The sequence below is a fragment of the Variibacter gotjawalensis genome, assembly GCF_002355335.1.
Taxonomy (GTDB): domain Bacteria; phylum Pseudomonadota; class Alphaproteobacteria; order Rhizobiales; family Xanthobacteraceae; genus Variibacter; species Variibacter gotjawalensis.
Map to the genome: position 1 here is coordinate 1,651,710 of NZ_AP014946.1, position 25,765 is coordinate 1,677,474.

A 25,765-nucleotide genomic window follows, 5' to 3' on the forward strand; every position below is an offset into this window, starting at 1 on the left:
TAGGCTTTCGATCTTTGATTTTGGCGGGGGCGCTGGCCGTGGCTGCGCTCGTCGGCGTGCGCTCTGCTGCCGCCTGTGACGGCCGTATCGTCGGCTCCTGCAAAGACTACGCAATCACCCACTCGGAAAACGGTCAGTCCATCGGGACTCCGGACGCTACGTCGGCGCGTCGTTCGCGCCGCGGCTTCAGCCGCCGCAGCTATTCGCGTCGCGGCAGTTTCCGCACGACTCGCGCCGAACGCCGCAAGGCGCGCGCCGAGCAGCGTGAGGCACGCCGCCAGGCCCGCAACGAAGCGCGCAGCGCTGCGTCGAACGATACCGATACGCCGACACCGCGCGCCCGTCCGCGCCGCGGCACCGACGCAGCCGGCTTCCAGCGCGTCCACGGCGTCAGCCAGGAAACTCTGCTGTTCCTCCCCAACACGCCGAAGATCGGCTCGAGCTTCGTGCCGTCCGCGCCGCGCGTCGTCGACTCGCCGGCCGCTATCTCCGCGCTGCCGTTGCCGACGACGACCGAAGACGCCGTGATGTCGACCTTCGGCGGCACGAATACGCCGGCAGAGTCTGCTGCCACCGCCGCCTCGGCAAATCCCGCGACTGCTGCCGCACCGACACCGCCTGCCGCAACGCCGCCCGCCGCGACTGCAGCCGTCGCCAGCACGCCGGTGCAGACAAAGGTTATCAAGGCGCCACCGAGTCCTGCGCCGACCATGACGGCGGAACAGCGCGCCCGCGTCGCCGCGCAGATGACCGGCGGTCCGACGCCGAGCTCCAACACGGGCGCGGCTTATGCGGCAACGCCCGACACCGTGGCAGCGCCCGCTGCCGCGACGCAATCGCCCTCCGGCGAAGGCTCCTCGTTCCTGCGTTACGCCATGCTTGCCGTTGCGGGCATCCTCGCCCTCGGCACCATGCTACGCCTCGCGATGAACTAACCGCGATTTCTGCGCACAATCTGATCTTTGCCAATTCGCCGCCAAGCGGCGGTCATCTATTGTAGCCAGAATACTCAACAGATTCGGGAGACGTGACGTGGACCTCATCAGATTGTTGGCCTGGGGCTATGCGGCCGCGCTCGCCTTCGTCATCGCGATCGGTTACGTGCCGGCTTTCATCGACCAAAACAATCTGATCTTCGGTCTCTTCGCCCGCACCTGGTACGGCGACGGCCTGCATCTCGTCTCGCTGATCTGGGCCGCGATTGCCGCGATGACATCGCGCAACGCTTCCGATCTTTTCTTCCGCCTGTTCGGCGTCATGTATTTCGCCGACGGCGTGCTCGGCCTGCTCACCGGCAGCGGCTATCTCGACTTCGGCATCTTCATCGCGGGCGTGCGCGATCTGCCGCTCGCGACGCGCTTCTTCGCCAATGCGCCGCATCTCTTGCTCGGCGGTGTCGCTATCCTGATCGGCTTTGTTCTCTCACCGCGCGTTCCGCAAGTCCGTCATGCCTGAGCCGAAAAAGAAGCGGCGCTGGTTGAAGCGCATCGCCATCGTCCTCGCGCTGATCGCGCTCGTCGGCATTGTCCCGGTCGCGCTCGTCGAGTCGCAATGCCGCACGCCGATCGCGGCGCAGCAGAGTGCGCAGCAAGGTTTGCGCACGCTGCCGCTGATCAAGGAAGCCGCGTATCCGCGCAACGAAGCGTGGACGTATTTCACCTTCCCCGAGTGGTACATCGTCTATTCGTTCGAGGACTTCGGCAAATTCCTCGACGGCAAGAGCGAGAGCAGCTTCCCGTATTTCCAGCACATCTCGGGTTTCTGGAAGAGCTTCTGCACGATCAATCGCATCGGCGCCGGCCGGCACGAGCCGCTCGGCGAAGTGAAGACGATGGTCTACGTGATCGGCGTCAGCTACACGGCCGAACTCGCCGTCAAGGCTGCGTACGAGAACACGATCGGCCGGTTGTTCGAATGGATCCGCGGTTCGCAGCCGACGCCGGAGGACATCTACGCGCGCAAGGTCGCGCAGGAATACGCGGCGTTTCTCTACACGGTGCCGTGGTACAAATTCCCGTTCGGCGAAAAGCTGAAAGGCTTGTGGTCACTCTCCGAAAAGACGCCGAGCCATCTGCGTTCGATCGAACGCAAGCTCGCGCTTTCGGCCGATTACGGCTTCAAGATCGGCTACGCGTGGCTGATCGCGAAGGCGCTCGACGCGTCGAGCGATCCGGCGCCGCAGGACATCATGGTGATCGTCGACAATCTTTCGCGCGACAGCTATCAGAAGGAGCAGCGCATCAAGCGCTGGCGTGCGCTCGACAGCGCGCATGAGCTGATCGTCATCCCGCGCTACAAGGCGTTCACCGATATCGTGAAGCAGCTCGGCCGCGACGGCGAGATTATCGCCGAGATCGGCGGCAACGACGATATTCTGATGACGGCCGTGCTGAAGGACGGCGCGGCACCGAAGGTGGAAGGCGTGCGCGAGCTATTCTCGCAGCCGCTCGTCTCCAAGCCCGGATTCCGCCGCGCCGGTTTCGATGTTAAAGTGCCGCAGATGGGCGAGGCCGTGCGCGAGTTCGAAAAGGCCGGCGCCGACGTCGAACACTTCTACGATTACTGAGGCGTGATGCGAACGATCACGACAGCAGCGTTAGTCGGGGCGGCCTTCCTCGCCGCCTGGACTGCGATTGCGGCCGCGATGTCGTTCGTCGCACCTGCCGGCACATCTGTCGCGGTTTTCGGGTTGAGCGGGCAGGCGCTTGCGGCGGTGACGGCGGCCGACGGACGCTTCATTCAGCTCGGCGATAGGGTTGTCGTCGCGCGCTCCGACGCACCGGATTTCATCCGCAAACTCTACGCTGCCGGCGCGTTGCTGGTGCTCGACGCGCGTATTGCGGAAGGTTGCACGGGGCAGAAACGCGTCGCGCTGCGCTAGCTACTTTTCCACCGCGGCCGCGTATTTTTCCGAGAACGTGTTCCGGAACATGCCGTTCGGATCGTACTTTCGCTTCGCGGCGAAGAAATCGTGCACTTGCGGATACGCGGCCTGCAGCTGCTGCGGGCTCGCATACAGCTGATACGGCAGGAAGTAGCGGCCGCCGAAACGCTGTGTCAGATCGATCAGCTCCTGCGTCACTTTGCGCATCTTCGCGTTGCCCTCATCGTCTGTCGTCTGATTGATGTAGAGCACCACGGAGAACGATGGCTGCGGCGCGTAGGTGAGGAAGTTGTCTTCCTGATCGACGACGCGCACCGACGCGTTGAGCAAGTTCGTCTTATTCGCGAGCAGCACGTCGCGCATCGCGTCGATGAACGGAACGAGCTTGTCACGCGGCACGAAATACTCGTGCAGAATGTCGGTGTCGTTCTTCAGTGCGTTGCGTAAGTACGGCACAGAGTCATGCATCGGGTCGTTGCGGTTGACGAGACACGCTTCGCCGGAGCCGATCGCCTGCGTGCGTGTCACCGTGCAGTTCTCCATGCGATGCTCGATGTGCTTCTCGGAGAACCACTTCATCTCTTGGAAGAAGCCGCCCTTCTTGGAGAGATTAAAGACGAGCCGGCGCATCTTGATGCCGGACACTTCGCCCAAATCCTTGCGCACCGCGTTGGCATCGTCGGATTTTGTGTACGTGTAGATCAGCATCTCGCGCAGGAACGACGACGGCGCGGTCGAGAGATGCCCATACATCAGCGCGATATTCTTGTTCGGCGCGATCTCGCGCTCGAACGTCGCCGGGAAATCCTTGTAGTCGAGCATGCGCCGCCCGGTCTGGTAGACCGCGTTGTCGACGATCTCGAGCGTCGCGTCGATGATGACGCCGAACAGGCCGTAACCACCGACGACGAGATCGAACAGCTCGCGGTTCTTGTCGCGCGAGATTGCCTCAATCGTCCCGTCCGCCATCATCACACGCATCGATTTGATCGAGCGCGCCATCGCGCCGGCTTGGTGATCCATGCCGTGCGCGTTGACAGAGATCGAGCCGCCGACCGTGAAGATGTCGGTCGACTGCATCGCCTTCACGGCGAAGCGCGGATGCAGAATGTTCTGGATGTCGTGCCACGCCGCGCCCGACTGCACCGTCATCGTCTTGGCGTCGGCGTTGACGCGAACGGCGTTGAACTTCCGCATATCGAGAACGATGCCACCTTTGCGGAACGCGTGCCCGCCCATCGCATGGCGCACGCCGGCGGCCGTAACGGTGAGATTATGCTCGCGCGCGAAGGCGATCACTTTGCCGATATCGCTTTCGTTCTTCACCTCGACGACACCGAAGATTTCCGCGCGGTTGAGACACGATACATCGTTGATGGTGCCGCCGAGCTGCGACCACGTTACGCCTTCGAGCGGTTTGACGGCGCTCGGTGCTGTGCCTTGCGTCTGCGTGCCGGTCGCCGGAACCGTCAGCGGTCCGCAATCCTTCTCGCCGACCGGGTCCGCCGCGTAATACTGCGCCTTGCGAAAACCGTAGACGCCCGCAAGCGCGACGACGATCGCGGCGAGCGAGACGCCCTTTTTGTGGCGGCTGAAGAATGAGGGCATGCGTGATTCTGCTCCGGCGGGTGGCCGGATACAGCATACCTAATCTGGCGGAAATACGCCGGTCGATTAGCCTTTGAAAGCCTGCATCAACAGCTCGTAGGAGCGTTTGCGCGCCGCGTGGTCGAAGATGAAGCTCGTCACCATGATTTCGTCGGCCTGCGTCGTCTCGACGACGGCGTCGAGCCGCTCCTTCACGGTCTTCGGCGAACCGACATAGACGCGCGAGCGATTGCGCTTGATGCGATCGCGATCGACCGGCGTGTAGGGATAAGCCTGCGCCTCCTCGGGGCTTGCAAGCGGCACGAACAGACCTTGCGCCCGGCGCGCGAAATTGAGCTCCACGGTGGAGGCGAGGCGTTCGGCTTCCGCGTCGGTGTCGGCGACGATCGCGTGTACGGCGAGGATCGAGTAGGGCGTCTCGCGCCAATGCGACGGCTTGAACTGCGCCTTGTAGGCGCGCATCGGCCCGCTCGCATCGAGGTCTGAGAAATGCGAAGCGAACGAATAGCCCATGCCGACTGCTGCGGCGAGCTGCGCCGAATATTCGGACGAGCCGAGCAGCCAGATCGGCGGCAGCGCAACGCCCGCCGGCATCACGGTGATTTTGCTGTAGGGATGCTGCTCCGGAAACAGCTTCGCCTCGAAGGCGACGAGCTCTTGAAAGCGCTCGAGGAAATCGTCCTCGGGGCTGACCTCTTGGCGGCGGCGCAGTGCATGCCATGTGACCTGGTCGGTGCCCGGCGCGCGGCCGAGGCCGAGATCGATGCGATCCGGAAACAGCGCTTCGAGCACTTTGAAGCGCTCCGCCACCATCAGCGGCGGATGGTTCGGCAGCATGATCCCGCCGGCGCCGACGCGGATCGTCTTCGTCGCCGCCGCGACTTGCCCGATCATGATGTCGGGCGCGCCGCTCGCGATGTTCGGCAGATTGTGATGCTCCGCCATCCAATAACGCGTGTAGCCGAGCGCATCGGCATGACGGCCGAGGTCGATCGTGTTGGCGAGCGCCTGGGCGGCGCTGGTTTCCGTGGTGACCGGGGAAAGGTCGAGGACTGAGAGCGGGAGCATGGGAACCACTTATGTCTTGCAGAGATCGTTTGCCAGAGTTCCTCGGCCTCATCCTGAGGAGCGACACCGGCTGGCGAAGCCAGCCCTGTCGCGTCTCGAAGGACGAGGCCGCCCGATCCTTCGAGACGCCGCTTCGCGGCTCCTCAGGATGAGGGTGGAACTGAACCTCGGAGCATCAAAACCCATAAAGCTTGGCTGGATTGTCGACCAGGATCTTGCGCCGCACGGCCTCGTCCGGTGCGGCTTCCGCGATGAGGTCGATCAGCCGCGCATCGTCCGGCTTGTGATCGGCGGCCTCCGTCGGATGCGGCCAGTCACTGCCGAAAACGCAGCGCTCCGGCGCGGTCGCAACATACGCCCGCATCATAGCGACGGCGTCGGAGTAGGACGGCGCGCCGACCTTCGTATCCGCATAAGCGCCGGACAGCTTCACCCACGCGCGACGCGCTTTCAGCAAGCGCTGGATGATCGCGAAAGCCGGATGCTGAATGCCTTCGGGCTGCGGAATGCGGCCGAGATGATCGAACACCATCGGGCAGGGGAGCTGTTCGATCAGCTTTTCGTGCTCGACAATCTGATCGCCGCGCAGATGAAGTTGCACATGCCAGCCGAGCGCATTCATCCGCGCGGCCAGCGGCGCGATCATGTCGAAACTCACCGCAGCGGTACGAGGATCGAAGATCGAAAAGCGAATGCCGCGAATGCCGCCCGCGTTGAGCCGCTGCAGTTCCGCATCCGTCACGTCAGGATGAATGACGGCGACGCCGCGCGCGTTGCCGATCTCGGCGATCGCCGCGAGCGTCACCGTGTTGTCGTTGACGTAGGGCGCCGGCTGCACGACCACGACGCGCGACGTTCCGAGCCGGTTCTGCAATTTGCGATACTGCGTGACGCCCGCGTTGCTGACGAGGCGTGACGCCGGGCGCAAGGCCGGAAACGCATCGTCGTAGAAATGCATGTGGCAGTCGCACGCATCGGGCGGAACGGCGTGCTGCGGCGGCGCGTCGCCGACCGTGTGCGGGATCGTCATCGTGGTCTCCATTCCGCCGTATCGGTGCCGAGCGGCACCGTCGACTGTGCCCAATAGGCGGGTGTTTGCGAGAGAATGCCGGCGTGGCGCACGGCGGTGATTTCGCCGAACGGCGATGCGGTCTTTTCGAGATACGGCGCTGCGTCCTCGAAGGTCGGGTCAGGCGCCGCAAAACCGTTCGGCAAGCGCCCGAGCCCGCGCAGCCAATGCGCGACGCCGGCGAGCGAGACGCGCACGTGCCAGCTGCCACCGTGCTCGACCCGGCGCTTCAGCGCCGTCATCGCGCCGAAAGCGAGCAGCATCCCGGCTGCGTGGTCGAGGATCTGCGTCGGGAAGACTTTCGGCTTTCCGTCGCCGAAGGCTTCGCCCTCCGCGAGGTTGAATCCGGTCGCGGCCTGCACGAGTGAATCAAAGCCGCGCTTATTCGCCCACGGACCCTCATGCCCGTAGGCGGAGAGCGACACATAGACGATGCCGGGCCTGAGCGCCGCGCATTCCTCCGGCGAGAACCCGAGCGACGCTAGGCCGCCCGGCCGGTAACCCTGCAGGAAAATATCGCTGTCCGCGATCAGCGCGCGCATACCATCTTTGTCGCTCGCATCGCGGAGATCGAGTTGCGCCGAGCGCTTGCCGCGCCCCGTGTCGACGACGAGCGCGGGGATCGACGGCAGGTGCGCAGACGTGATCAGCAAAACGCTCGCGCCGTGCGCCGCCAGCGTGCGCCCCGCGACCGGCCCTGCGATGATGCGCGTGAGATCGAGCACGCGAACGCCGCCGAGCGGGCGTTCGCTGTCGTGTAACGGCTCGGCCGGTGCATCGCCGATCTTCTCGATGCTCACCAATGGCATGCGCGCGAGCGCCGTTGCGTGCGGATGCGCGTCCCGCTCCGCGAATGTGCGTAGCGCGGACGCGACCATGCCGGCCTCGGCGCATGCGGTCTCGAAGCTGACGCGATCCCAGTTCGCCAGCGCAGCGCCGACCGCCTCGCGCGAATAATCGCAGCCGAGCAGCTTCAAAATGCCGTCGCGGTGATGCGGAAAGTTCGTATGGATGCGCACGAAGCCGTCGCGGCATGGATAAAGCCCCGCGATCTTGTCCCACGGCTCCGGCAATTTCTCGCCGTTAACGCGGACGTAGTGATCGGAGCGCACCTCCGCGCAGGCGTGATCCATTGCGACCGAAACTGGTCCGCGCTTGCCGCCGCGCGCCTGCCAAAGTTCCGCAGCAGCCAGCGTCGCGGCCGCAATCGACACTTGCGCGGCCGCGCCGACGCGAAACGATGACGGCAGGCCAGGCTCGGCGCCCGTCAGGCTGACATTGTCAAGCGCGCCGGCATCGTGGCCGGCGTCGCGCCACAGCTTTTGCAGAATTTCGTCAGGCGTCATTTCGAGGTCCGGCAACCGCGATCGTGGTACGCTGCCGCATCGAGGATTCGTCGCAGCATGCGCCGCATTGTGAAATGGACTGCCGGCAGTTTGCTAGCACTTGTCGTGCTGGTCTGCGTTGCATTGGCGGGGTTCCGCGTCTCGGCCGCTTATCGCGAGACCGTGACGGTGGAACGGCTGATGCCATCAAGCGGGCGTCTGGTTGCGACGCGGTCCGGTCGTATCTTTGTTCAGGAAGCCGGTCCGCCGGATGGTGTGCCTGTCGTGCTGTTTCACGGGACGGCGGCGTGGAGCGAGCTGTGGCGGCCGACCATGCAGGCGCTTGTCGCGAAAGGTTTCCGCGCCATCGCCTTCGATATTCCGCCGTTCGGATTCTCGGATCGGCCAGGTACGTATACGCGGAAAGATCAGGCGGAGCGCGTGATCGATATGTTGACGGCGCTCAAAGCCGAGCGCGCGATCATCGTCGGGCATTCCTTCGGTGCGGGCGCCGCTGTCGAGACGGTGATGCGCGCGCCGGAGAAAACGCGCGCGCTGGTGCTGGTCGATGCCGCGCTCGGCCTGACCGAGAAAGGCACCGCAAATGCACCTGATCTTCTGCAGCACCCATGGCTGCGCGAAACGCTGATCGCCGCGACCGTCACCAATCCGCTGATGACCGAAACGCTCATCAAGCAGCTGATCGCCCGCAAGGGCCGCGCGCGGCACTATGTCGAACTGCTGCAGCGGCCGATGGCGCGGGAGAATACGACGCCGGACTTCGGTGTGTGGCTGTTGTATTTCCTCGGCAGCGATCCGACTGCGCTGAGTGCCGATCGCGACGCCTACGGCAAGATCGACAACAAGGTCACGATCCTCTGGGGCGAGGAGGACACCGTGACGCCGCTCGATCAGGCGCGCGATCTGCAGACTTTGTTGCCCTCAGCGAAACTCGTGACGTTGCCGGGGCTCGGTCACATTCCGCAGATCGAAGACCCGGACGTTTTCATCGCTCGGCTCGTCACCGAAGTTGAAGCTCTGCGCTAGCGCGGCTTTGATCGCGCTGACGCGGCCGGTATAGTCGGCCGCAACAATCAATCGCAGAGCCGCGGGACGAAGCGCCACAATGCAAAATCACGAAGATACGAAAGAGATCCGCGATGCCGTGCGTTCGCTCTGCGCGAAGTTTCCCGGCGAGTATTGGCGCAAGACCGATCGTGAGCGCGCGTATCCGACCGAGTTCGTCAAAGCGCTGACCGACGCCGGATTTCTCGCCGCGCTGATCCCCGAAGAATACGGCGGCTCGGGCCTCTCGATGCTGCAGGCAGCCGCGATCATGGAGGAGATCCACGCGAGCGGCTGCAACGGCGCGGCGTGTCATGCCCAGATGTACACGATGGGCACCGTGATGCGTCACGGCTCGGCAGAGCAGAAAAAGAAATACCTCACCGGCATCGCCAGCGGCGAATTGCGCCTGCAGGCGTTCGGTGTCACCGAGCCGACGTCCGGTACGGACACGCTCTCGCTGCGCACGGTCGCGGAGAAGAAGGGTAACTCCAGTTACACAGTGAACGGCCAGAAAATCTGGACCTCACGCGCCGAGCACTCCCACTTGATGTTGCTGCTCGCGCGTACGACGCCGCGCGACAAGGTCGAGAAGCGCACCGACGGCCTCTCGGTTTTCATCGTCGACATGCGCGCCGCGAAGAACAACGGACTCACTATCCGTCCGATCCGCACGATGATGAATCATGCGACCACCGAAGTGTTCTTCGACAACATGGAAGTGCCGGCCGAGAACCTCATCGGCGAGGAGGGCAAGGGCTTCCGCTACATCCTCTCCGGCATGAATGCCGAGCGCATTCTCATCGCGTCCGAGTCGATCGGCGATGGGCGCTGGTTCATCGAAAAGGCGGTGGGTTACGCCAAGGAGCGCGTGTTGTTCGGCCGTCCGATCGGCCAGAACCAAGGCGTTCAATTCCCGATCGCGCGCGCCTATTCGCAGATCAAGGCGGCCGAGCTGATGGTGCGGGAAGCCGCCGAGCGCTATCAGGCCGGCCTCGACTGCGGCGAGCAGGCCAACATGGCGAAGCTGCTGGCCGCCGATGCGGCCTGGGCGGCCGCCGACATGTGCCTGCAGACGCACGGGGGCTTCGGCTTTGCCGAGGAATACGACATTGAGCGCAAATTCCGCGAGGCGCGGCTCTATCAGGTGGCGCCGATCTCGACGAACATGATCCTGTCGTATCTCGCCGAGCACGTTCTCGGCCTGCCGCGCTCCTACTAGGCACGCGCGAGTCGGTACGATGGCTACCATTGTGCAAGACTTTATCGTGGCTTAAGTCAGCCAGATGGTTCGCTCCCCCCTCCATTTGCGCCTGCGCGAGTCGACCGCCGCGGCGCACGAACATCTTGAAAATCTCGTCGGGGAACTGACCGATCTCGCGGCTTATAAGCGCTACCTCAGCGGCATCTATGCATTCCGTCAGCCGATTGAGGTCGCATGGGCCGACTCCGGATGGCCTCCGCGCTTCGGCGGTTGGCGCCCGACGATGATCGCTAGCGCGATGGACCGTGACCTTGCCGACCTCGGCTTAGCGCGTCCGAGGCCCGAACAGCCGCATCTCGATACCGATTTCGCCGCCCGGCTGGGAACCCTCTACGTCCTTGAAGGTTCTAGTCTTGGGGCTAAACTTCTCCTCCGCAACGTAAGGATGCTCGGTCTTGCCGAAGATTTCGGCGCCAGACACCTCAGCCTTCAGGCGAACGCGGATACATGGCGTTCTTACTTGCGCCTTCTCGAGCAGGACGACGAGGCCGACCCAGACGCGGTGATCGCGGCTGCGAACGAAACCTTTGCGGTGGCCGCGCGCGCGTTCACTGACTGATGGGAAAAGACCACGGGCAGATGAAAGAGAACGGCGGCGTCAATCTCACGAACTGCGATCGCGAGCCGATCCACATTCCGGGCAGCATCCAGCCGCACGGCGCGTTGATCGCGTGCGACATCGCGGCCGAGCGCATCGTCCGTCATTCGGCCAACGCAGCGGAATTCCTCGAACTGAAATCCAGCGAACTCGTCGGTGCGCCGACCGATCGCGTTCTCGGCGAGCGCGCCGCGCATGATTTGCGCAATGCGCTAACGAAGACGCTCGATCCTTCGCGCGCCGGGCAGTTGACCGGCTTCCGTCTCGATCACGGCGCGAAGACCTTCGACGTCGCGGTGCACCGTCACAAGGGCGTCGCGATTCTCGAATTCGAGGAAGCCGGCGTCGATAGCCAGGCATCGCTCGAAATCAGCCGCATGCTGATCGCGCGCATCCGCGATATCGACAAAACGCCCGCGCTGATCCAGACAACAGCACGACTGCTGCGTGGCCTCCTCGAATACGACCGCGTGATGATCTATCAATTCGCGCCGGATGGTTCGGGGCGCGTTGCCGCGGAATCGAAACGCGGCGATCTCGAGAGCTTTCTGGGTCAACACTTTCCGGCGAGCGATATCCCGCAGCAGGCGCGCCAGCTTTATCTCCGCAACACCATCCGCATCATCGGCGATGCGCGCGGCGGCGCGACTCCAATCGAGCCGCTGCTCGATGCCTCCGGTGAAGCGCTAGACTTATCGTATGCCCACCTGCGCAGCGTCTCACCGATCCACCTCGAATATCTCCGCAACATGGGCGTGGCGGCGTCGATGTCGATCTCGATCATCATCGGCGGCGAATTGTGGGGCCTCATTGCGTGCCATCACTATGCGCCGCGCAATTTGACGATGGGGCAGCGCGTCGCCGCCGAACTGTTCGGCGAGTTTTTCTCGCTGCAGCTCGACACGCTGCGTCAGCGCGAACGCATCGCGCATGCGGCGGCCGCGCGCCGCTTGCTCGACGGCTTCGTGCGCGATTTCTCCTCGCACGACGACTATGCGGAATTCCTGCGCGCGAGCTTGCCGCATCTTGCCGAACTCATGCCGTGCGACGGCGCAGGCCTCTACATCGACGGGCGCTGGACTTCCTTCGGCGCAACGCCGCCGACCAGTGCGATCCCGCAGCTGACACGCTTCCTCAACGACGTCAGCGAAGGTCGCGTCTGGGCGACGCACGAACTCAGCGGCCGCTTGGACGATGCCACGATTTACTCGGAGCAGGCGTGCGGCACACTCGCGATCCCGCTCACGCAGACGCCGCGCGACTATCTCTTGTTCTTCCGCCGCGAGGTCATTCAGACAGTCGAGTGGGCTGGCGACCCGAACAAGTCATATGAGAGCGGCCCGCTGGGCGACCGCCTGACGCCACGCAAGAGCTTTTCGATCTGGAAAGAGCAGGTCGAGCGGCAGTCTCTGCCGTGGGGCGACGCCGACCGTGAGATCGCTGAGGCGACGCGCGTAGCACTGCTTGAGGTTATCCTCCGGCACTCGGAGACGCTGTCGGAAGAGCGCCGCAAGGCAGACGTTCGCCAGAAAATCCTGCACGAGGAACTCAATCACCGCGTCAAGAACATCCTGGCGCTCATCAAGTCGCTGGTATCGCAGCCGATCCGCGAGGCCGAGACGCTGACCAACTACGCGGCGGCGCTGAAGAAGCGCATCATGGCGCTGTCCTTCGCGCACGATCAAATTATCCGCAACGACGGCGGCGGCTCGCTCCGCTCGTTGTTCGAGGCCGAACTCTCGCCCTACCGCGATGCCGCCGCGATAGCGATGGAAGGCCCGCAGGTTTCGCTCGATGCGCGCGCCTTCTCGGTGTTCACGCTCGTCATCCACGAACTCGCGACCAACGCGGCGAAATACGGTGCGCTTTCGGTCTCGGGCGGCAAGCTGAGAGTGGATTGGAAGCTGGGCGAAACCGGCGATCTCCAAGTGCGCTGGAAGGAGACCGGCGGCCCGCCGGTGACGCCGCCGAAACGGCGGGGCTTCGGCACCGTGTTGGTGGATCGCAGCATCCCGTTCGATCTCGGCGGCTCAAGCGAGCTCGACTATGCGATCGATGGTGTCGCGGCGAATTTTGTTGTGCCGGCGCGCTTCATTGGAAAATACATTCCGTCGCCCGCGCGAAGCGAAGCAAAACCAATTCCCGCTGTAACGGCGAGCGCGTTGACCGAGCTCAAGATCATGGTGCTCGAGGATCAGCTCGTCATCGCAATGGACATAGAGACAATGCTCTCCGCGCATGGCGCCAAAGAGATCAATACATTTGCGACTGCCGCAGAGGCACTTCGGGGTTTAGGAAAGATCCGCCCGGATATTGCAATCCTTGATGTGAATCTGGGCAGCGGCACGTCTATCGAAGTCGCAGAGGAGCTCAAGCGTTCCGGCATTCCGTTTGTCTTCGCCACCGGCTACGGCGATTCTGCCATGATTCCGAGCACGCTTGCGGGAGTGCCGATGGTTCGCAAGCCTTACGATGCCGGAAGTTTAGTCGCAGCGATCGCGAGTGCGCGCGGCGGATAGTCATCGCATCAACTGTCGCGGAAATTTTGCGCAGAGATCTTGAACCCAACCAACTCCGATCCACTTAGCACACAGCTTGCATAGGAACCGGATGCCGGGCTGAACGTTCGAGTATCCGAAGCTAGAAAAACAGGGCGGTGGTCATGACTCAGGTTAGTTTCGAGATCGCAAAACACGTCGAGGGCTGGGGCATTCGGCGCGGTGCCGAGATCGCCGGCTCGTATCCGACGCGTGAAGCCGCGCTGGAAGCCGCCAAGGCTTTTGCTCAGAAGCACCTCGGCCAAGGTAAGCACGTCAGCATCCGCGTACCGACGGCGCTGGAAGCCTGATCGCCGCTGATTTTTGAGATCTGAATAACCGGCCACTGCTCAGTGGCCGGTTTTTTTGTGCGTTGTCGGTGCCGCGCCGCGCGTATTAAATTGTTGTTAACCATGAAGAAACGATACTCGCAGTTGAAATAAATCAGCGACTCGCTCGGTGCGTGCGAAAACTGATGCAAGAACAGCGAGATACGGCGACGATGCTTTATGACAACCGTCCAGGCCAATTGACGCTATCTATTTATATTCGGGCGAAGAGAATTTTAACTCGCCGGGTATCTCGCGCGGCCGCCAGCGTATTGCTCGTGTCGCTTTGCTTCGCCGCAATTCTGCCACGGCCCGCCGAAGCCCAGACGGCAACCGGCAGCTTTCAGGTGCTGATCAACATCCTGAAGCAGTGCACCGTCAGCACATTCACCAACATGGACTTCGGCACCAACCCGGGAATCATCACGACCCCGATCACCCAGACCTCGACCTTCGTGGTCCTCTGCACCGGCACGACGCCGTACACTGTCGGCCTAGATGCCGGCACCGCGCCTGGCGCGACGGTGACGACGCGGCAGATGCAGCAGGGCGCGGCCCGCATCAACTACGCGCTCTATTCTGACGCGGGGCGCACGCTGAACTGGGGCAATGCCGCGCCCGACTGGGTGTCGGGTACCGGCACCGGGCTTCCGCAGACGCTCACGGTCTATGGCCGCGTGCCCGCTCAAGTCGCAACCGCGACGGGCGGTTACACCGACACGATCACCGTAACGGTGACCTACTGATGCCGAACCTTTCACCCCCCGGATAACAGAAGAAGCGCGCAGAAGAACCGGCCAAGCGGACCTGAAGCGCTCTCCACTTCAAGACAGAACACGAAGGACAACATATGAACCGGTTAGGCCTCATCGCGGCCATGGCGACGCTCGCTCTGAGTTTCGGCGCTAACGCCGCGTCGTTGCAGGTGTCGCCCGTTCTGCTCGAAGTTCCGGCGCCGGGCGCCGCCACGACGATGACGCTGCGCAACAACGGCGACCACCCGATCATGGCGCAGGTGCGCGTCTTCCGTTGGACGCAGCAGAACGGCGAAGAAAAGCTTGAGCCCGCGACGGACGTGGTCGCGTCACCGCCGATCGCCGAACTGCGGCCGAAGCAAGATTACACCGTGCGTGTCGTGCGCACCGCGAAGCATCCTTACGTCGGCGAGGAGACTTATCGCGTCGTCGTCGACGAATTGCCGGATCCGACCAAACGCGCCGGGACGATCGCATTGGTGCTCCGCCATTCGGTGCCGTTGTTCTTTACGACGCCGGCCGCCGCCGCTGCGCAACCCATCTACGCGATCTCGCAAAGCAAAGGCGCGCTGACGCTGCGGGTGACCAATCGCGGCGATCGCCGCGTGCAGCTCTCGGCTGTCACCGTGCGCGCACCATCCGGGCGCCAGGTGAGCTTCGGTCCGGGGCTCGTCGGCTATGCGCTCGGCCGCTCGACGATGCAGTGGACTGTGCGCAGCGCCGACCTCGGCGCCCGATCGGGTTTCATGATCAACGCCAATTCCGAAACGGGTAAGATCGTTGCGCAAGCCACGGGCGATAACGCGCCCTGACGTCTGGCTCTGCCTTTTCTGCGCGTTGGTTTCTTCGCAGGTCTTGGCTCAGGCGGTCTTGGCTCAAGCGATTCAGGAGCGGGCCCTGCAGCTCGAAGCCAGTATGGCTGGTCGCAAGCTCGAATTGATCGGCAGTTTTTTCCAGCGCCGCGATGGTTCGCTGACGGCCAAGCGCCGCGAACTCGAAGGCCTCGGCCTCAAAGTGCCGGACCGCTTCGCGGCGGAAGACGATGTCGCGCTCAGCGATCTCCCCGGCCTGACCTACCGCTTCGACGAGCCGGGACAGTCGATCGATTTCACGGTGGCGGATACGGGCCGCATCGCCACGGAGTACAATCTGCGCGGCTCGGCGACCGGCCCCGCGCCGGTCGGTGCCAGCGGCACGGGCGCGGTGCTCAATTATTCGCTGTTCGGCGCGGCCGGACGCGATCAATCGGTCGGCTGGCTCTATCAAGGCGCGTCGGCTTCGTTCGACGCGCGCGTTTACGGACCGCTCGGCGTGCTCTCGCAAACCGCGCTCGTGACCTCGAACGCGCTCTACGACAATCGCGCATCGGCCGTACGCCTCGAGACCGCGTGGACTTACACAGACACAAAATCGCTCATCACCTATCGCGCCGGCGACACGATCTCCGGCGCGCTGGCGTGGACGCGTCCGATCCGCATGGGCGGCTTTCAGATGCAGCGCAATTTCGCCGTCCGCCCGGACCTCGTGACGTTGCCGCTGCCGAGTGTCAGCGGCAGCGCGGCCGTGCCGACGACGGTCGACGTCTACGTCAACAACGTGCGCACCGTATCGCAGGACGTCAACGCGGGCCCGTTTCGTTTGACCAACGTGCCGATTGTCGGCGGTAACGGCACGGCACGGGTTGTCGTGCGCGATGCATCCGGCAATACGAGCGAGCAGTCTCTGCCGTTTTTCGTCTCGCCGGACCTTTTGCGTGGCGGCCTGCATGACTTCTCGGTCGAGGTGGGCTTTCCGCGCCTCTATTACGGCACATACTCGGACCTCTATTCCGGCGAGCTCGCGGGCTCCGCCAGCGGGCGTTATGGCGTGACGGATTTCTTCACCGTGCAGGCGCACGGGGAGGGGACGAGGGGCCTTGCCAATGGCGGCCTCGGCGCCGCTTTCGCGGTTTCGAACCTCGCACTCTTCAATGTCGCCGGTGCCGGCAGCTGGCATGAAGGCCGCTACGGCGGCCAAGTCTTCGCATCGTTCGAGACACGCATCTGGGGTGTCTCCTTCTACGCCTCCACGTTGCGCACCATCGGCGACTATGAGGACCTTGCGTCCGTTACCGCGCAGCCGTTGCTGTTCGGCGCGTCGCAAGTTGCCGCGTCCAGCCAAGGCTACCTTGGCGGGCTGTCCGCCACGCTCAATTCGTTTCGCCCGCCCAAAGCGGTTGACCGCATTTCGATCGGCATGCCGGTCGCCGCGATTAAGGGCTCGGTCAACTTGAGCTACGTGCACCTGCAACAGGCGCTTGGCGAGACCAACAACATCGTCAGCGCGACCTATACGCGCCCGCTGCCCTACAACGGATCGTTCTTCGCCACGGCGTTCACGGACGTCTCGCGACCGCGAAACCTGAGCGTCTTCGCGGGTGTGTCGTTTCCGCTCAACGCCGATGTGCTGAACCGTAATCTCCCCGAAAGCCTGACGCGCGACGTGATCGTATCGTCGGGTGTGAACGCGGGGCCGGACGGCGTGACGGTCGGCTCCGAAATCACCAAGCCGCTGCGGCAAGAGCCGGGCAGTTTCGGCTATCGCATCCGCGACACCGAAGGCGCGCGCGTCCAGCAGCAGCGCCTCGTCGCGCTCGGCTATCGAGGCAACAACGGCCAGATCACTGCGACCGCGATGCAGACGCCGAACGGACTTTACGGCACCGGCCAACTCGAAGGCTCGGTGGTCGTCGCGGGCGGCAGCGTCTTCTTCGGCAATCGTATCGACGACGCCTTCGCGATCGTCAACGCGGGCGCCCCGAATGTCGACGTGCTCTTCGACAACCGGCGCGTCGCGCAATCCGGCTCCGACGGCAAGGCGCTCGTCGCCGGACTGCGTGCATATCAGAACAACAAAGTCGCCATCGACACGACGAACTTGCCGCTTACGGCCGCCGTCGACACCACGCAGGAATATGTCGCGCCGCGCGACCGCTCGGGCGTCGTCGTCGATTTCGGCGTCAAAGCGACGACGCCGTCCGCCATCGTGATCCTGAATGGCCAGGACGGAAAGCCACTCGCCGCAGGGCTTCGCGGCACGACCGCGGAAGGCGAGGGTTTCGTCGTCGGTTATGACGGCCGCGCTTACATCTCGAAACTTCAGCCGGCCAACGCCGTGACGGTCAATCTCGATCCGGCGACGTGCACGGCGACATTCCCGTTCGCTCCGCAAGCAGACGCAATCGCAACGATCGGGCCGATCGCATGTCAGTGATCCGCCGCATCGCGATGCTCGTCGGCGTTGTCTTAGCGCTCTGCTTCATCGCCGCGCCGATTGCGCAGGCGCAATCGTGTTCTGTGTCGATAACCAACGTTGCGTTTGGCGATGTCGACGTGACGCTGAACACAGTCATCGACGTGCAGGCAACTGTCAGCGTGACCTGCTCTACTTTGCTCGGCGTGCGAGTCTGTATCGATATCGGTGCCGGCACAGGCGGCGGAACGAACGCGGCCAACCGGCGCATGATCAACGGTGCGAACTCGCTGAACTATGGGCTGTTCAGCGATCCGGGGCGTACCGTGCCGTGGGGGTCGAGCCGATGGCCCGCCGGTGGCGGCACAGATGTTTTCATCGACATGAACAGCGGCACCCAAACGAGAACGCTTTATGCTCGGCTCTACGCTGGCCAACAAACGGCATTGCCGCTCCTCTATGCGAGTACTTTTACGGGCCTCGAAGCCAGCATTCGCTACGGACTGCTGTCGGGACTACTTGGCTGTTCGCTGTTGACGACGACGTCCTCGACTACATTTACGGCGACAGCCAATGTGCCTAAGACATGCCGCGTCAGCGCGGGGAACATCAATTTCGGTTCGAACGGATTGCTGCTGACAAACATCGATCAGGCATCCGCTTTGTCATCGACCTGCACCAACACGACGCCGTATTGGATCGGACTCAACGGCGGCCTGCAGGGCGCAACCAACCCGACGCAACGCAAAATGATGAAAGGGCTGGAGTTCGTTCTTTACGGCCTCTATCGCGACAACGCGCGATCGCTGCCGTGGGGATCGACCAACGGCACTAACACTGTATCCGGCACCGGCAGTGGTTTCGCACAGCCGGCACAGATTTTCGGTCGCGTCGCTCCGCAGGCGACGCCTTCGCCAGGGGGTTATCAAGATACGGTCGTTGCCACGATCAATTATTAGTTGGTCTAAAGTGTTCCGATGTGTTTCATTCTGGCACAGTATTGCGCAAAATTGTCGCAGAAGATCAGTGATCTAGCGGGTAAACACCACCAACAAGGGTAAACGGATTAACCTCAAGATTAGCAAGCTTTTAACATAGGTTGTCACAATACAACTAAGCTTGCTACGGTTGTCATGGAAGCGGCCAAGAAAACAGTTAGTGAGTATCAAAAAGATGCCAAGCACTTCCGTTACTGCCAACGACCTTCCGGTCGCTAAGGCGCCCCAGACACAGCCTTTGGGTCTCAGCGCTGGCCTCTACGCAGTCGCAACTGCATCGGAGAATTTCCCGCAGTTCGAAAGCGCGACCGATGTTCACAATCTGCTGGAAAAGAAATCGCGCCTTCTCGGTGCCGAAATCCGAATGCTCGAGCAGCGCCGTCAAGCTTTGCGCGCGATGGAGAAAGCGCGCGACGCAGTCTACGGCGAACTCGCCGCATCGGTTGCCATGCTGACGAGCTCCGCCAATGCACTCACGGCGTCGCTCAACGACGCCGAGATGCCGGACCAAGTCGGCGCAGCATTCGACGGCAATCTTGAATCGCTCGATCGCCTCGAGAATGTCACCGCGGCTTTGATCACGAACTTCCATTGCTGGCGCGCGGCCTGGGAACAGTATGCGCTGACCTGCAATCGCGCGAAGATTCTCAAAGCCGAAATGTCCGCGGCCGAACCCCTCGTCGACGCGTGAACCTGCCCTGGCTATTGACGTCCGTTCCGCTCGCAGCGGACGGGCGCAACGACCCTATCGACGAGCACGATGACTGGGCTCGCCGCGACCGCGGCCACCCGGCGTTCTCGCCGTTGGTCGAGCAGGCTGCCAACTTCGCCGAGTATGCGCACCGCTTCCAGAAGTGGGGCCTGACGAACCGGCCGTATTCGGATCATCTTGCCGAAGTCGCCTCCATCGTTGCATCCGCCGGTCTCCGCGACGAAGCTGTCGCGGCAGCTTGGTTGCACGACGTCATCGCGCTGTGCGGCGTTGACGCATCGACCCTTGGAGAATTGTTCGGTTCCGATGTCGCGCTTCTGGCGACCGAGGTGACGGACTCGCCGCTGGACAGCGGTCCGCGTCGCTTCAGGAAAGAGACGGACCGCGAGCGTATGGCCGTGGCCAGCGGCGAAGCGCAGACGATCAAGGCTGCCGAGATGATTAGCGAGATCCAGGCCGTCGTTGTGCACAACCCGCAAGGCCTGGCTGACGTTTACGCGCGCGAATGCCGCGACATGATCGGCGTTTTGTTCTTCGCCGATCACCGTGTCCTCGCCACAGCTATCGACGCTGTCGAGCGCGCCGAGCAGGTTTTGCCGCTGGCAAGCTGAGCCGGCGTCTAACGCCTCGCCTCACCACCACGTGCGCTAGCAACGATTGCCGTCGGCACAACCGACGGTACGTTGCGTTACACCGCACGGCCAGCAAACATACAGAAAAAATACAAAGGCTGTCGCCGGTCAATTTCGACCGGCGAGGCTGATGGCGTCAGGCTTCGCCAGCGCGGCCTCCTATCGACGGAGGCGGGGCGATGGCGCGCGCTTCGGCGAATGATTTCTGAGAGTGATTTCTACGATTTGCATTCACGTCAAAGCCATTAGGAATGTCCATGATTGCCCAAACCTCGAGCGAAGCTCAGCAAGCGCCGTCCAGCCGCCATCGCAGCATTTGGGATACGCGTTCGGAAGGCTGGATCGATCTCGTCGATCATCTCAGTCAACTCGCGATCCTGCCGGCCGATGCGGCCGACCGCGAAAGCCGCTTCCAGCGCGTCCGCGAGCTGGTCGCAGCTTTGGCGCCTATCGAGAGCTATTTTGCCTTTCCGGGCGGCCGTGTTTTCAGCGAATTGAGCACCTGGATCGATCGTAGCGAATTTGCGCGGGCTCACCAGACGGCGCGCCGCATCCATCGCGTGTTGGTTGCGCGGACCTATCGGCACGACGCCGGTTCGCTCGAGGGTGATGGCGAGCTGCCGTCGCAGATCGAGACGGACGCCGAGCGCCTGGCGCAACTGACGCGGCCGTATTTCGAGGTTCTGGTTGTCGACGAACTGTCGGGCAGTGAGGAAAGCGCGATCCGCCGCCGCGTGCAGCGTAAGCGCCGCGTCGACGACGCCTTTATCTTCGACATTGTCGTGGTTCCGAGCTTCGAAGACGCACTGATCGCGACGCTCGTTAATTTCAACATTCAGGCCGTGGTGATCCGCAACGGCTTCCCGCACCGCTCGATCTACCACAATGCTTTGCTGCGCCGTTTTCTCGACGGTCTGGATGCGAATATCGAGAAGTTGCCGGAATTCGAGCGTGGCCCGCGTCTCGGCCGAGAGATCGCCAAGCTCCGTCCGGAACTCGACCTCTACCTCGTGACTGACGTGAAAGTCGAAGACATCGCGGCGAGCGCCGGCGAAGTGTTCAAGCGGGTCTTCCTCGGCGAGGAAGACCACGTCGAACTTTACGACTCGATCATCCAGGGCGTCGGCGAGCGCCACCAGGCGCCGTTCTTCGACGCGCTCCGTGAATATGCCAAGCAGCCGACCGGCGTCTTCCACGCCTTGCCGCTCGCCCGCGGCAAATCGATCCTGAATTCGAGCTGGATCGGCGATCTCTCGCAGTTCTACGGCATGAACCTCTTCATGGCCGAGACGTCCGCCACGTCGGGCGGCCTCGACTCGCTGCTCGACCCTGTCGGCCCGCTGAAGGTGGCGCAGGAATACGCCGCGCGCGCTTTCGGCGCCCGCCGCACGTATCTGGCAACCAACGGAACCTCGACCTGCAATAAGGTCGTCGTGCAGGCGCTGGTGCGGCCGGACGATATCGTCCTGGTCGATCGCAACTGTCACAAGTCGCACCACTACGGCCTGGTGCTGGCCGGTGCACAGGTCGCGTATCTCGATTCGTATCCGCTCGATAACTACTCGATGTATGGCGCGGTGCCGATCCGCCACATCAAGGAGACGCTGCTCAGCTTCAAGAAGGCAGGCACGCTCGATCGCGTCCGCATGGTGCTGCTGACCAACTGTACGTTCGACGGCATCGTCTACGACGTCGAGCGCGTCATGATGGAATGCTTGGCGATCAAGCCTGATCTCGTCTTCCTGTGGGACGAAGCCTGGTTCGCGTTCGCGCGCTGCCACCCGGTCTACCGCCAGCGCACCGGCATGGCGACGGCCGCGCGCCTCACCGAGACGTTCAAGGATCCCGAATACGCGAAGCGCTTTGCCGAGTTCAGCGCCGACTTCGATTGGGACGACGACGAGGCTCTCCTCAACACGCGTCTCATTCCGGATCCGGCCAAGGCCCGCATCCGCGTTTACGCGACGCAGTCGACGCACAAGACGCTGACGTCGCTGCGCCAGGGCTCGATGATCCACATCTGGGATCAGGATTTCCGCGACAAGACCGAGGAGGCCTTCCACGAGGCCTATATGACGCACACCTCGACGTCGCCGAACTACCAGATCCTGGCGTCGCTCGATGTCGGCCGCCGTCAGGTCGAACTCGAAGGCTACGAGATGGTGCAGCGCCAGCTCGAACTCGCGCAAAGTCTGCGCGATCAAGTCACCAATCACCCGCTGCTCAGCCGCTATTTCCACTTCCTTTGCGTGTCGGAACTCGTGCCGTCCGAATATCGGACGTCCACGGTCGACTCCTATTTCTGCAACGAAACCGGCTGGGACAATTTCGAGGCAGCGTGGCGCGACGATGAGTTCGCGCTCGACCCGACTCGCGCGACGCTCGCTATCGGCGCGACCGGTCTCGACGGCGACACGTTCAAGAACAAGGAGCTGATGGACAAATACGGCATTCAGATCAACAAGACGTCGCGCAACACCGTGCTGTTCATGACCAACATCGGCAGCACGCGCTCGTCCGTGGCGTATCTGATCGAAGTGCTGGTGAAGATCGCGCGTGAAGCCGATCAGCGCATCGCGGACATGAGCGGGATCGAGCGCCGAATCCATGAAAAGAAAGTGCGTTCCCTCACGCACGAACATCCGCCGTTGCCTGACTTTTCGAGCTTCCACGACGCGTTCCGCGAACGCGGCGCTGCAAGCACCACGCGCGACGGAAACATCCGCAGCGCGTTCTTCCTCTCCTATGACGATCACAACTGCGAATACGTCGGCATGGCGGAAGCGGCGGACTTGATTAAAGCCGGCCGAGAGCTTGTCTCGGCTCTATTCGTCATTCCGTATCCGCCCGGCTTCCCGATTTTGGTGCCGGGGCAGGTGATCAGCGCCGAGATCTTGGAGTTCATGACCAAGCTCGACGTGCGCGAGATCCACGGCTTCCGTCCCGAACTCGGCTTCCGCATTTTCAGCGAAGCCGCGTTAGCCGCGGCCGCTCAAACGAAACCGCGCCTTGTGGTCGTGCAGGGTAAGGACGCCGCGTAGGGCATTCTGAGTTTCAAGCGACGGGGCTCGCGGTCCGCGGGCTCCGTCGTTGCTTTAATCAATCAACATAAACCCAAGTCGATGGGGCCACGTTTTTTCCAATGAAGACAATTTCCAACATTGCCGATCTGCGCGTCACGATGCATCGGAACGAGAAGCCGATCTATTTCATCTCGGCGACGAACTTCAATCTCCTCGGCATCGACGAGTGGGTCAGCAACTTCAAGTTCATCAACTACATCGATTGTTTCGATGGGCGTCACCCGAACGTCTTCGTGCCGTCGGAAATTCCGCACGATCAGTTCGAGAGCATCGAGGACATCAACAACTATCTGCTGCAGCACAAGGAAGTTATCGATCACATCAAGAAGCGCGGCGGCCGCGCCGCCGCAGCGTTCCTGATGTTCGATGAGAAGACCGAGGAGATTTGCGAAGAGCTCGGCATCGAGGTCTGGTTCCCAAAGGCCTCGCTTCGCCAGCGCTGCGACAACAAGATGGAAACCGTGCGCATCGGCAACAAGGCGGGTGTGCAGTCGGTGCCGAACACGCTCGCATCGGCGAAGACCTACGAAGAGCTGATCGCGGCCGCCGAAGCAGCCAATCTCGGCACCGATCTGGTTGTTCAGACGGCGTTCGGTGACTCCGGCCACACGACATTCTTCATCTCGAGCGAAGACGATTACACCAAGCACGCCGAGGAGATCGCGGCGGACGATGAAGTCAAAATCATGAAACGGATCAAGTGCCGCGGCGCCACGATGGAAGCCTGCGCGACACGATCCGGCACGCTTGTCGGACCGCTTCTCACCGAGGTCGTCGGCCGCAAGGAACTCACGCCCTACAAGGGCGGCTGGTGCGGCAACGAAATCTTCCCGGGCGCATTCTCGGAGACGATCCGGCAGAAGGCGCGCGACATGGCTTACCGCTTCGGCAATCAGCTGACCGAAGAGGGCTATCGCGGCTACTTCGATCTCGACTTCCTCATCGACGAGGAAGACGACGAGGTTTATCTCGGCGAGCTCAACCCGCGCATCTGTGGCGCCAGCTCGATGACCAATCACGCAGCCTTCGCTTACGCCGATGCGCCGTTATTCCTCTTCCACCTCATGGAATTCTCGGGCATCGACTACAAGATCGATGTCGAGGAACTCAACAATCGCTGGGCCCAGGAGGACTTTATCGACTCCTGGTCGCAGCTCGTGATCAAGGCGACAGAGGATATCGTCGACATCGTCACGCATGCGCCGCCGACCGGTATCTACCGCATGGCCGACGACGGCTCGGTGTCGTACGATCGCTTCGACTACCATCGCAGCGCAATCGAGTCGGAGAGCGAGGCGTTTTTCCTGCGCATCACGGGGCCGGGCGACTATCGCTACGAGGGTGCCGATCTTGGCATCCTGATCACGCGCGGCCGATCGATGAATAACGACTTCGATCTCAACGACCGCGCGCGGAACTGGATCAAAGGCATCAAGCGTCTTTATGCATCGAAGCCTTTACTCGAACCGCAGCGCGAAGAAGCGCCAACCGCCGGCTCCTTCAAGATCCTCTAAGCGGAACCGCGAAGCGAATGGACCTGCTGTTCGAAGCCATCGACGAAGACATGCCCGGCGCGAAATGGCGCCGGGTGTTCGATCGTCATTGGCACGCCTATAGCCGTTGGTTCATCCGCGACGGTGTCCGCTCTCGCCCGACTTACCTCGCAAGCCTCAAGGCGCTGCGCGAGCATATGCCGGAATTGCTCCCGGCCTATGAGGCGATCGTCGCGGCAGCCGGCGGCGGCGATCTCGAGGCGCGGTTTCTGTCGATGTGGTGCCCGCCGGTTTATGTCGGCGGTTGCTCGCAGGCTCTCGTCGGCGGAGCGACCCCGGCGCTGATCCGCAACTACGATTATAGCCCGCGCCTGTTCGAAGGCACGGTGCTCGGCTCACGCTTCAACGGCAAGCGCGTCGTCGCGATGGTGGATTGCCTGTGGGGCGCGCTCGACGGCGTGAACGAGAATGGGCTCTGCGTTTCGCTCTCGTTCGGTGGCCGCACCGAGGCGGGCGACGGCTTCGGCATCCCGATCGTGCTGCGCTACGTGCTGGAATTCGCCACCAACACCGCGGAGGCAATCGCGATCCTCCGGCGCGTGCCGGTGCACATGTCGTATTCCGTCGCGTTGCTCGACGCAGGCGGCAATCACGCAACCGTCTACGTCAATCCGGATCGCCCGGCCGAAGTGCTCGAACGGCGCGTTTCCACCAATCATCAGCGTCGCGTCGAGTGGCAGCGCCATGCCGAGACGACGCGAACCGTCGAGCGCGCCGCTGCGCTGGATCAGGCCGTCGCCCTGAGCAGCGACCCGCAAGGCGTTCTCGCAGCCTTCCTCCAGCCGCCTGTCTACCAGACATCTTACGGACACGGTTACGGCACGCTCTACACGGCTTTCTATCGCCCGCAGGACGCATCGGTCGAATTGATCTGGCCGGGCCAGAGCTGGCGACACGCGTGCTCGCATGTCCAAGAGGGCGTGCGCACCATCCGCTTCATGGACGAAAGCCCGGTCGCTTGAGGTGGCTCGCGCTGCCGGGATCGTCCCGTCGACACACAACAACGAAGCTATGACGTGCGTCGCTCGTGTTTGACGCTACGGATTGTAGCTCC

General features: G+C 62.8%; 22 protein-coding genes. 18 read left to right on the top strand and 4 right to left on the bottom strand.

The window, feature by feature from the left end; genetic code table 11:
• Positions 1–38: 38 nt before the first annotated feature.
• From GJW30_RS08025 to GJW30_RS22900, 4 genes are all read left to right on the top strand, one after another.
• Entirely contained in the window at positions 39–935 is an 897-nt protein-coding gene (locus GJW30_RS08025; protein WP_096353951.1) for a hypothetical protein, read from the top strand.
• Between the two features lie 97 nt (positions 936–1,032).
• Entirely contained in the window at positions 1,033–1,455 is a 423-nt protein-coding gene (locus GJW30_RS08030; RefSeq protein WP_096353953.1) for a hypothetical protein, read from the top strand.
• A complete protein-coding gene (locus tag GJW30_RS08035; RefSeq protein ID WP_096353956.1) occupies positions 1,448–2,566 on the top strand; it encodes a hypothetical protein in 1,119 nt (372 codons plus the stop codon). The genes GJW30_RS08030 and GJW30_RS08035 overlap by 8 nt, the downstream gene beginning before the upstream one ends.
• Before the next feature lie 6 nt (positions 2,567–2,572).
• A complete protein-coding gene (locus tag GJW30_RS22900; RefSeq protein ID WP_165391567.1) occupies positions 2,573–2,881 on the top strand; it encodes a hypothetical protein in 309 nt (102 codons plus the stop codon).
• Here the strand turns inward: GJW30_RS22900 and GJW30_RS08040 are convergent, their stop codons facing one another.
• The 4 genes from GJW30_RS08040 to GJW30_RS08055 all read right to left on the bottom strand — a co-directional run bounded on the left by GJW30_RS08040 (position 2,882) and on the right by GJW30_RS08055 (position 7,975).
• Positions 2,882–4,492 carry an FAD-binding oxidoreductase gene (locus GJW30_RS08040; protein WP_197703778.1) on the bottom strand — a complete coding sequence of 537 codons (1,611 nt, stop codon included), beginning with the start codon at positions 4,490–4,492 and terminating at the stop codon, positions 2,882–2,884.
• Positions 4,493–4,558: 66 nt separating this feature from the next.
• Positions 4,559–5,560 carry an LLM class flavin-dependent oxidoreductase gene (locus tag GJW30_RS08045; protein WP_096353959.1) on the bottom strand — a complete coding sequence of 334 codons (1,002 nt, stop codon included), beginning with the start codon at positions 5,558–5,560 and terminating at the stop codon, positions 4,559–4,561.
• Positions 5,561–5,735: 175 nt separating this feature from the next.
• The gene (locus GJW30_RS08050) at positions 5,736–6,590 is read right to left on the bottom strand and encodes an amidohydrolase family protein (protein WP_197703779.1); all 855 of its coding nucleotides are present in this window, start codon (positions 6,588–6,590) and stop codon (positions 5,736–5,738) included.
• Positions 6,587–7,975: a CoA transferase gene (locus tag GJW30_RS08055; RefSeq protein ID WP_096358722.1), complete on the bottom strand. Its 1,389-nt coding sequence runs from the start codon at positions 7,973–7,975 to the stop codon at positions 6,587–6,589. The genes GJW30_RS08050 and GJW30_RS08055 overlap by 4 nt, the downstream gene beginning before the upstream one ends.
• A 57-nt stretch (positions 7,976–8,032) precedes the next feature.
• Here GJW30_RS08055 and GJW30_RS08060 point away from each other — a divergent pair, with 57 nt between their 5' ends.
• The 14 genes from GJW30_RS08060 to GJW30_RS08120 all read left to right on the top strand — a co-directional run bounded on the left by GJW30_RS08060 (position 8,033) and on the right by GJW30_RS08120 (position 25,673).
• Positions 8,033–9,001, top strand: a complete 969-nt coding sequence (locus GJW30_RS08060; protein ID WP_096353965.1) for an alpha/beta fold hydrolase — start codon at positions 8,033–8,035, stop codon at positions 8,999–9,001.
• Positions 9,002–9,080: 79 nt separating this feature from the next.
• A complete protein-coding gene (locus GJW30_RS08065; protein ID WP_096353968.1) occupies positions 9,081–10,241 on the top strand; it encodes an acyl-CoA dehydrogenase family protein in 1,161 nt (386 codons plus the stop codon).
• 64 nt (positions 10,242–10,305) lie between these two features.
• Positions 10,306–10,842, top strand: a complete 537-nt coding sequence (locus GJW30_RS08070) for a biliverdin-producing heme oxygenase (RefSeq protein ID WP_130364803.1) — start codon at positions 10,306–10,308, stop codon at positions 10,840–10,842.
• Complete coding sequence (locus GJW30_RS08075) at positions 10,842–13,400, top strand: HWE histidine kinase domain-containing protein (protein WP_245408688.1); 2,559 nt, start codon at positions 10,842–10,844, stop codon at positions 13,398–13,400. Before GJW30_RS08070 ends, GJW30_RS08075 begins: the two co-directional genes overlap by 1 nt.
• A gap of 143 nt (positions 13,401–13,543) precedes the next feature.
• Complete coding sequence (locus GJW30_RS08080; RefSeq protein ID WP_096353994.1) at positions 13,544–13,729, top strand: DUF2188 domain-containing protein; 186 nt, start codon at positions 13,544–13,546, stop codon at positions 13,727–13,729.
• 296 nt (positions 13,730–14,025) lie between these two features.
• Entirely contained in the window at positions 14,026–14,493 is a 468-nt protein-coding gene (locus GJW30_RS08085) for a Csu type fimbrial protein (RefSeq protein ID WP_245408689.1), read from the top strand.
• Between the two features lie 104 nt (positions 14,494–14,597).
• Entirely contained in the window at positions 14,598–15,314 is a 717-nt protein-coding gene (locus tag GJW30_RS08090) for a fimbrial biogenesis chaperone (protein WP_096353997.1), read from the top strand.
• Positions 15,315–15,417: 103 nt separating this feature from the next.
• The gene (locus tag GJW30_RS08095; RefSeq protein ID WP_130364805.1) at positions 15,418–17,754 is read left to right on the top strand and encodes a fimbria/pilus outer membrane usher protein; all 2,337 of its coding nucleotides are present in this window, start codon (positions 15,418–15,420) and stop codon (positions 17,752–17,754) included.
• Positions 17,745–18,692 carry a Csu type fimbrial protein gene (locus GJW30_RS08100; RefSeq protein ID WP_096354003.1) on the top strand — a complete coding sequence of 316 codons (948 nt, stop codon included), beginning with the start codon at positions 17,745–17,747 and terminating at the stop codon, positions 18,690–18,692. Before GJW30_RS08095 ends, GJW30_RS08100 begins: the two co-directional genes overlap by 10 nt.
• Before the next feature lie 214 nt (positions 18,693–18,906).
• Complete coding sequence (locus GJW30_RS22595) at positions 18,907–19,422, top strand: hypothetical protein (RefSeq protein ID WP_157746712.1); 516 nt, start codon at positions 18,907–18,909, stop codon at positions 19,420–19,422.
• Positions 19,419–20,054, top strand: a complete 636-nt coding sequence (locus tag GJW30_RS08105; protein ID WP_157746713.1) for an HD domain-containing protein — start codon at positions 19,419–19,421, stop codon at positions 20,052–20,054. Before GJW30_RS22595 ends, GJW30_RS08105 begins: the two co-directional genes overlap by 4 nt.
• Positions 20,055–20,332: 278 nt before the next feature.
• Positions 20,333–23,116: an aminotransferase class I/II-fold pyridoxal phosphate-dependent enzyme gene (locus GJW30_RS08110; protein WP_096358725.1), complete on the top strand. Its 2,784-nt coding sequence runs from the start codon at positions 20,333–20,335 to the stop codon at positions 23,114–23,116.
• 101 nt (positions 23,117–23,217) lie between these two features.
• A complete protein-coding gene (locus GJW30_RS08115) occupies positions 23,218–24,672 on the top strand; it encodes a biotin carboxylase (protein ID WP_096354009.1) in 1,455 nt (484 codons plus the stop codon).
• 17 nt (positions 24,673–24,689) lie between these two features.
• On the top strand, positions 24,690–25,673 hold the full coding sequence (locus GJW30_RS08120; RefSeq protein ID WP_096354012.1) for a C45 family autoproteolytic acyltransferase/hydrolase: 984 nt from the start codon (positions 24,690–24,692) through the stop codon (positions 25,671–25,673).
• Positions 25,674–25,765: the final 92 nt, after the last annotated feature.

Bases quoted from the DNA above. Each gene is read 5' to 3' on its own strand.
- GJW30_RS08035 (WP_096353956.1), top strand. From the start codon at position 1,448: ATGCCTGAGCCGAAAAAGAAGCGGCGCTGGTTGAAGCGCATCGCCATC.
- GJW30_RS22900 (WP_165391567.1), top strand. From the start codon at position 2,573: ATGCGAACGATCACGACAGCAGCGTTAGTCGGGGCGGCCTTCCTCGCC.
- GJW30_RS08040 (WP_197703778.1), bottom strand. From the start codon at position 4,492: ATGCCCTCATTCTTCAGCCGCCACAAAAAGGGCGTCTCGCTCGCCGCG.
- GJW30_RS08045 (WP_096353959.1), bottom strand. From the start codon at position 5,560: ATGCTCCCGCTCTCAGTCCTCGACCTTTCCCCGGTCACCACGGAAACC.
- GJW30_RS08050 (WP_197703779.1), bottom strand. From the start codon at position 6,590: ATGACGATCCCGCACACGGTCGGCGACGCGCCGCCGCAGCACGCCGTT.
- GJW30_RS08055 (WP_096358722.1), bottom strand. From the start codon at position 7,975: ATGACGCCTGACGAAATTCTGCAAAAGCTGTGGCGCGACGCCGGCCAC.
- GJW30_RS08060 (WP_096353965.1), top strand. From the start codon at position 8,033: ATGCGCCGCATTGTGAAATGGACTGCCGGCAGTTTGCTAGCACTTGTC.
- GJW30_RS08065 (WP_096353968.1), top strand. From the start codon at position 9,081: ATGCAAAATCACGAAGATACGAAAGAGATCCGCGATGCCGTGCGTTCG.
- GJW30_RS08070 (WP_130364803.1), top strand. From the start codon at position 10,306: ATGGTTCGCTCCCCCCTCCATTTGCGCCTGCGCGAGTCGACCGCCGCG.
- GJW30_RS08075 (WP_245408688.1), top strand. From the start codon at position 10,842: ATGGGAAAAGACCACGGGCAGATGAAAGAGAACGGCGGCGTCAATCTC.
- GJW30_RS08080 (WP_096353994.1), top strand. From the start codon at position 13,544: ATGACTCAGGTTAGTTTCGAGATCGCAAAACACGTCGAGGGCTGGGGC.
- GJW30_RS08090 (WP_096353997.1), top strand. From the start codon at position 14,598: ATGAACCGGTTAGGCCTCATCGCGGCCATGGCGACGCTCGCTCTGAGT.
- GJW30_RS08095 (WP_130364805.1), top strand. From the start codon at position 15,418: ATGGCTGGTCGCAAGCTCGAATTGATCGGCAGTTTTTTCCAGCGCCGC.
- GJW30_RS08100 (WP_096354003.1), top strand. From the start codon at position 17,745: ATGTCAGTGATCCGCCGCATCGCGATGCTCGTCGGCGTTGTCTTAGCG.
- GJW30_RS22595 (WP_157746712.1), top strand. From the start codon at position 18,907: ATGCCAAGCACTTCCGTTACTGCCAACGACCTTCCGGTCGCTAAGGCG.
- GJW30_RS08110 (WP_096358725.1), top strand. From the start codon at position 20,333: ATGATTGCCCAAACCTCGAGCGAAGCTCAGCAAGCGCCGTCCAGCCGC.
- GJW30_RS08115 (WP_096354009.1), top strand. From the start codon at position 23,218: ATGAAGACAATTTCCAACATTGCCGATCTGCGCGTCACGATGCATCGG.
- GJW30_RS08120 (WP_096354012.1), top strand. From the start codon at position 24,690: ATGGACCTGCTGTTCGAAGCCATCGACGAAGACATGCCCGGCGCGAAA.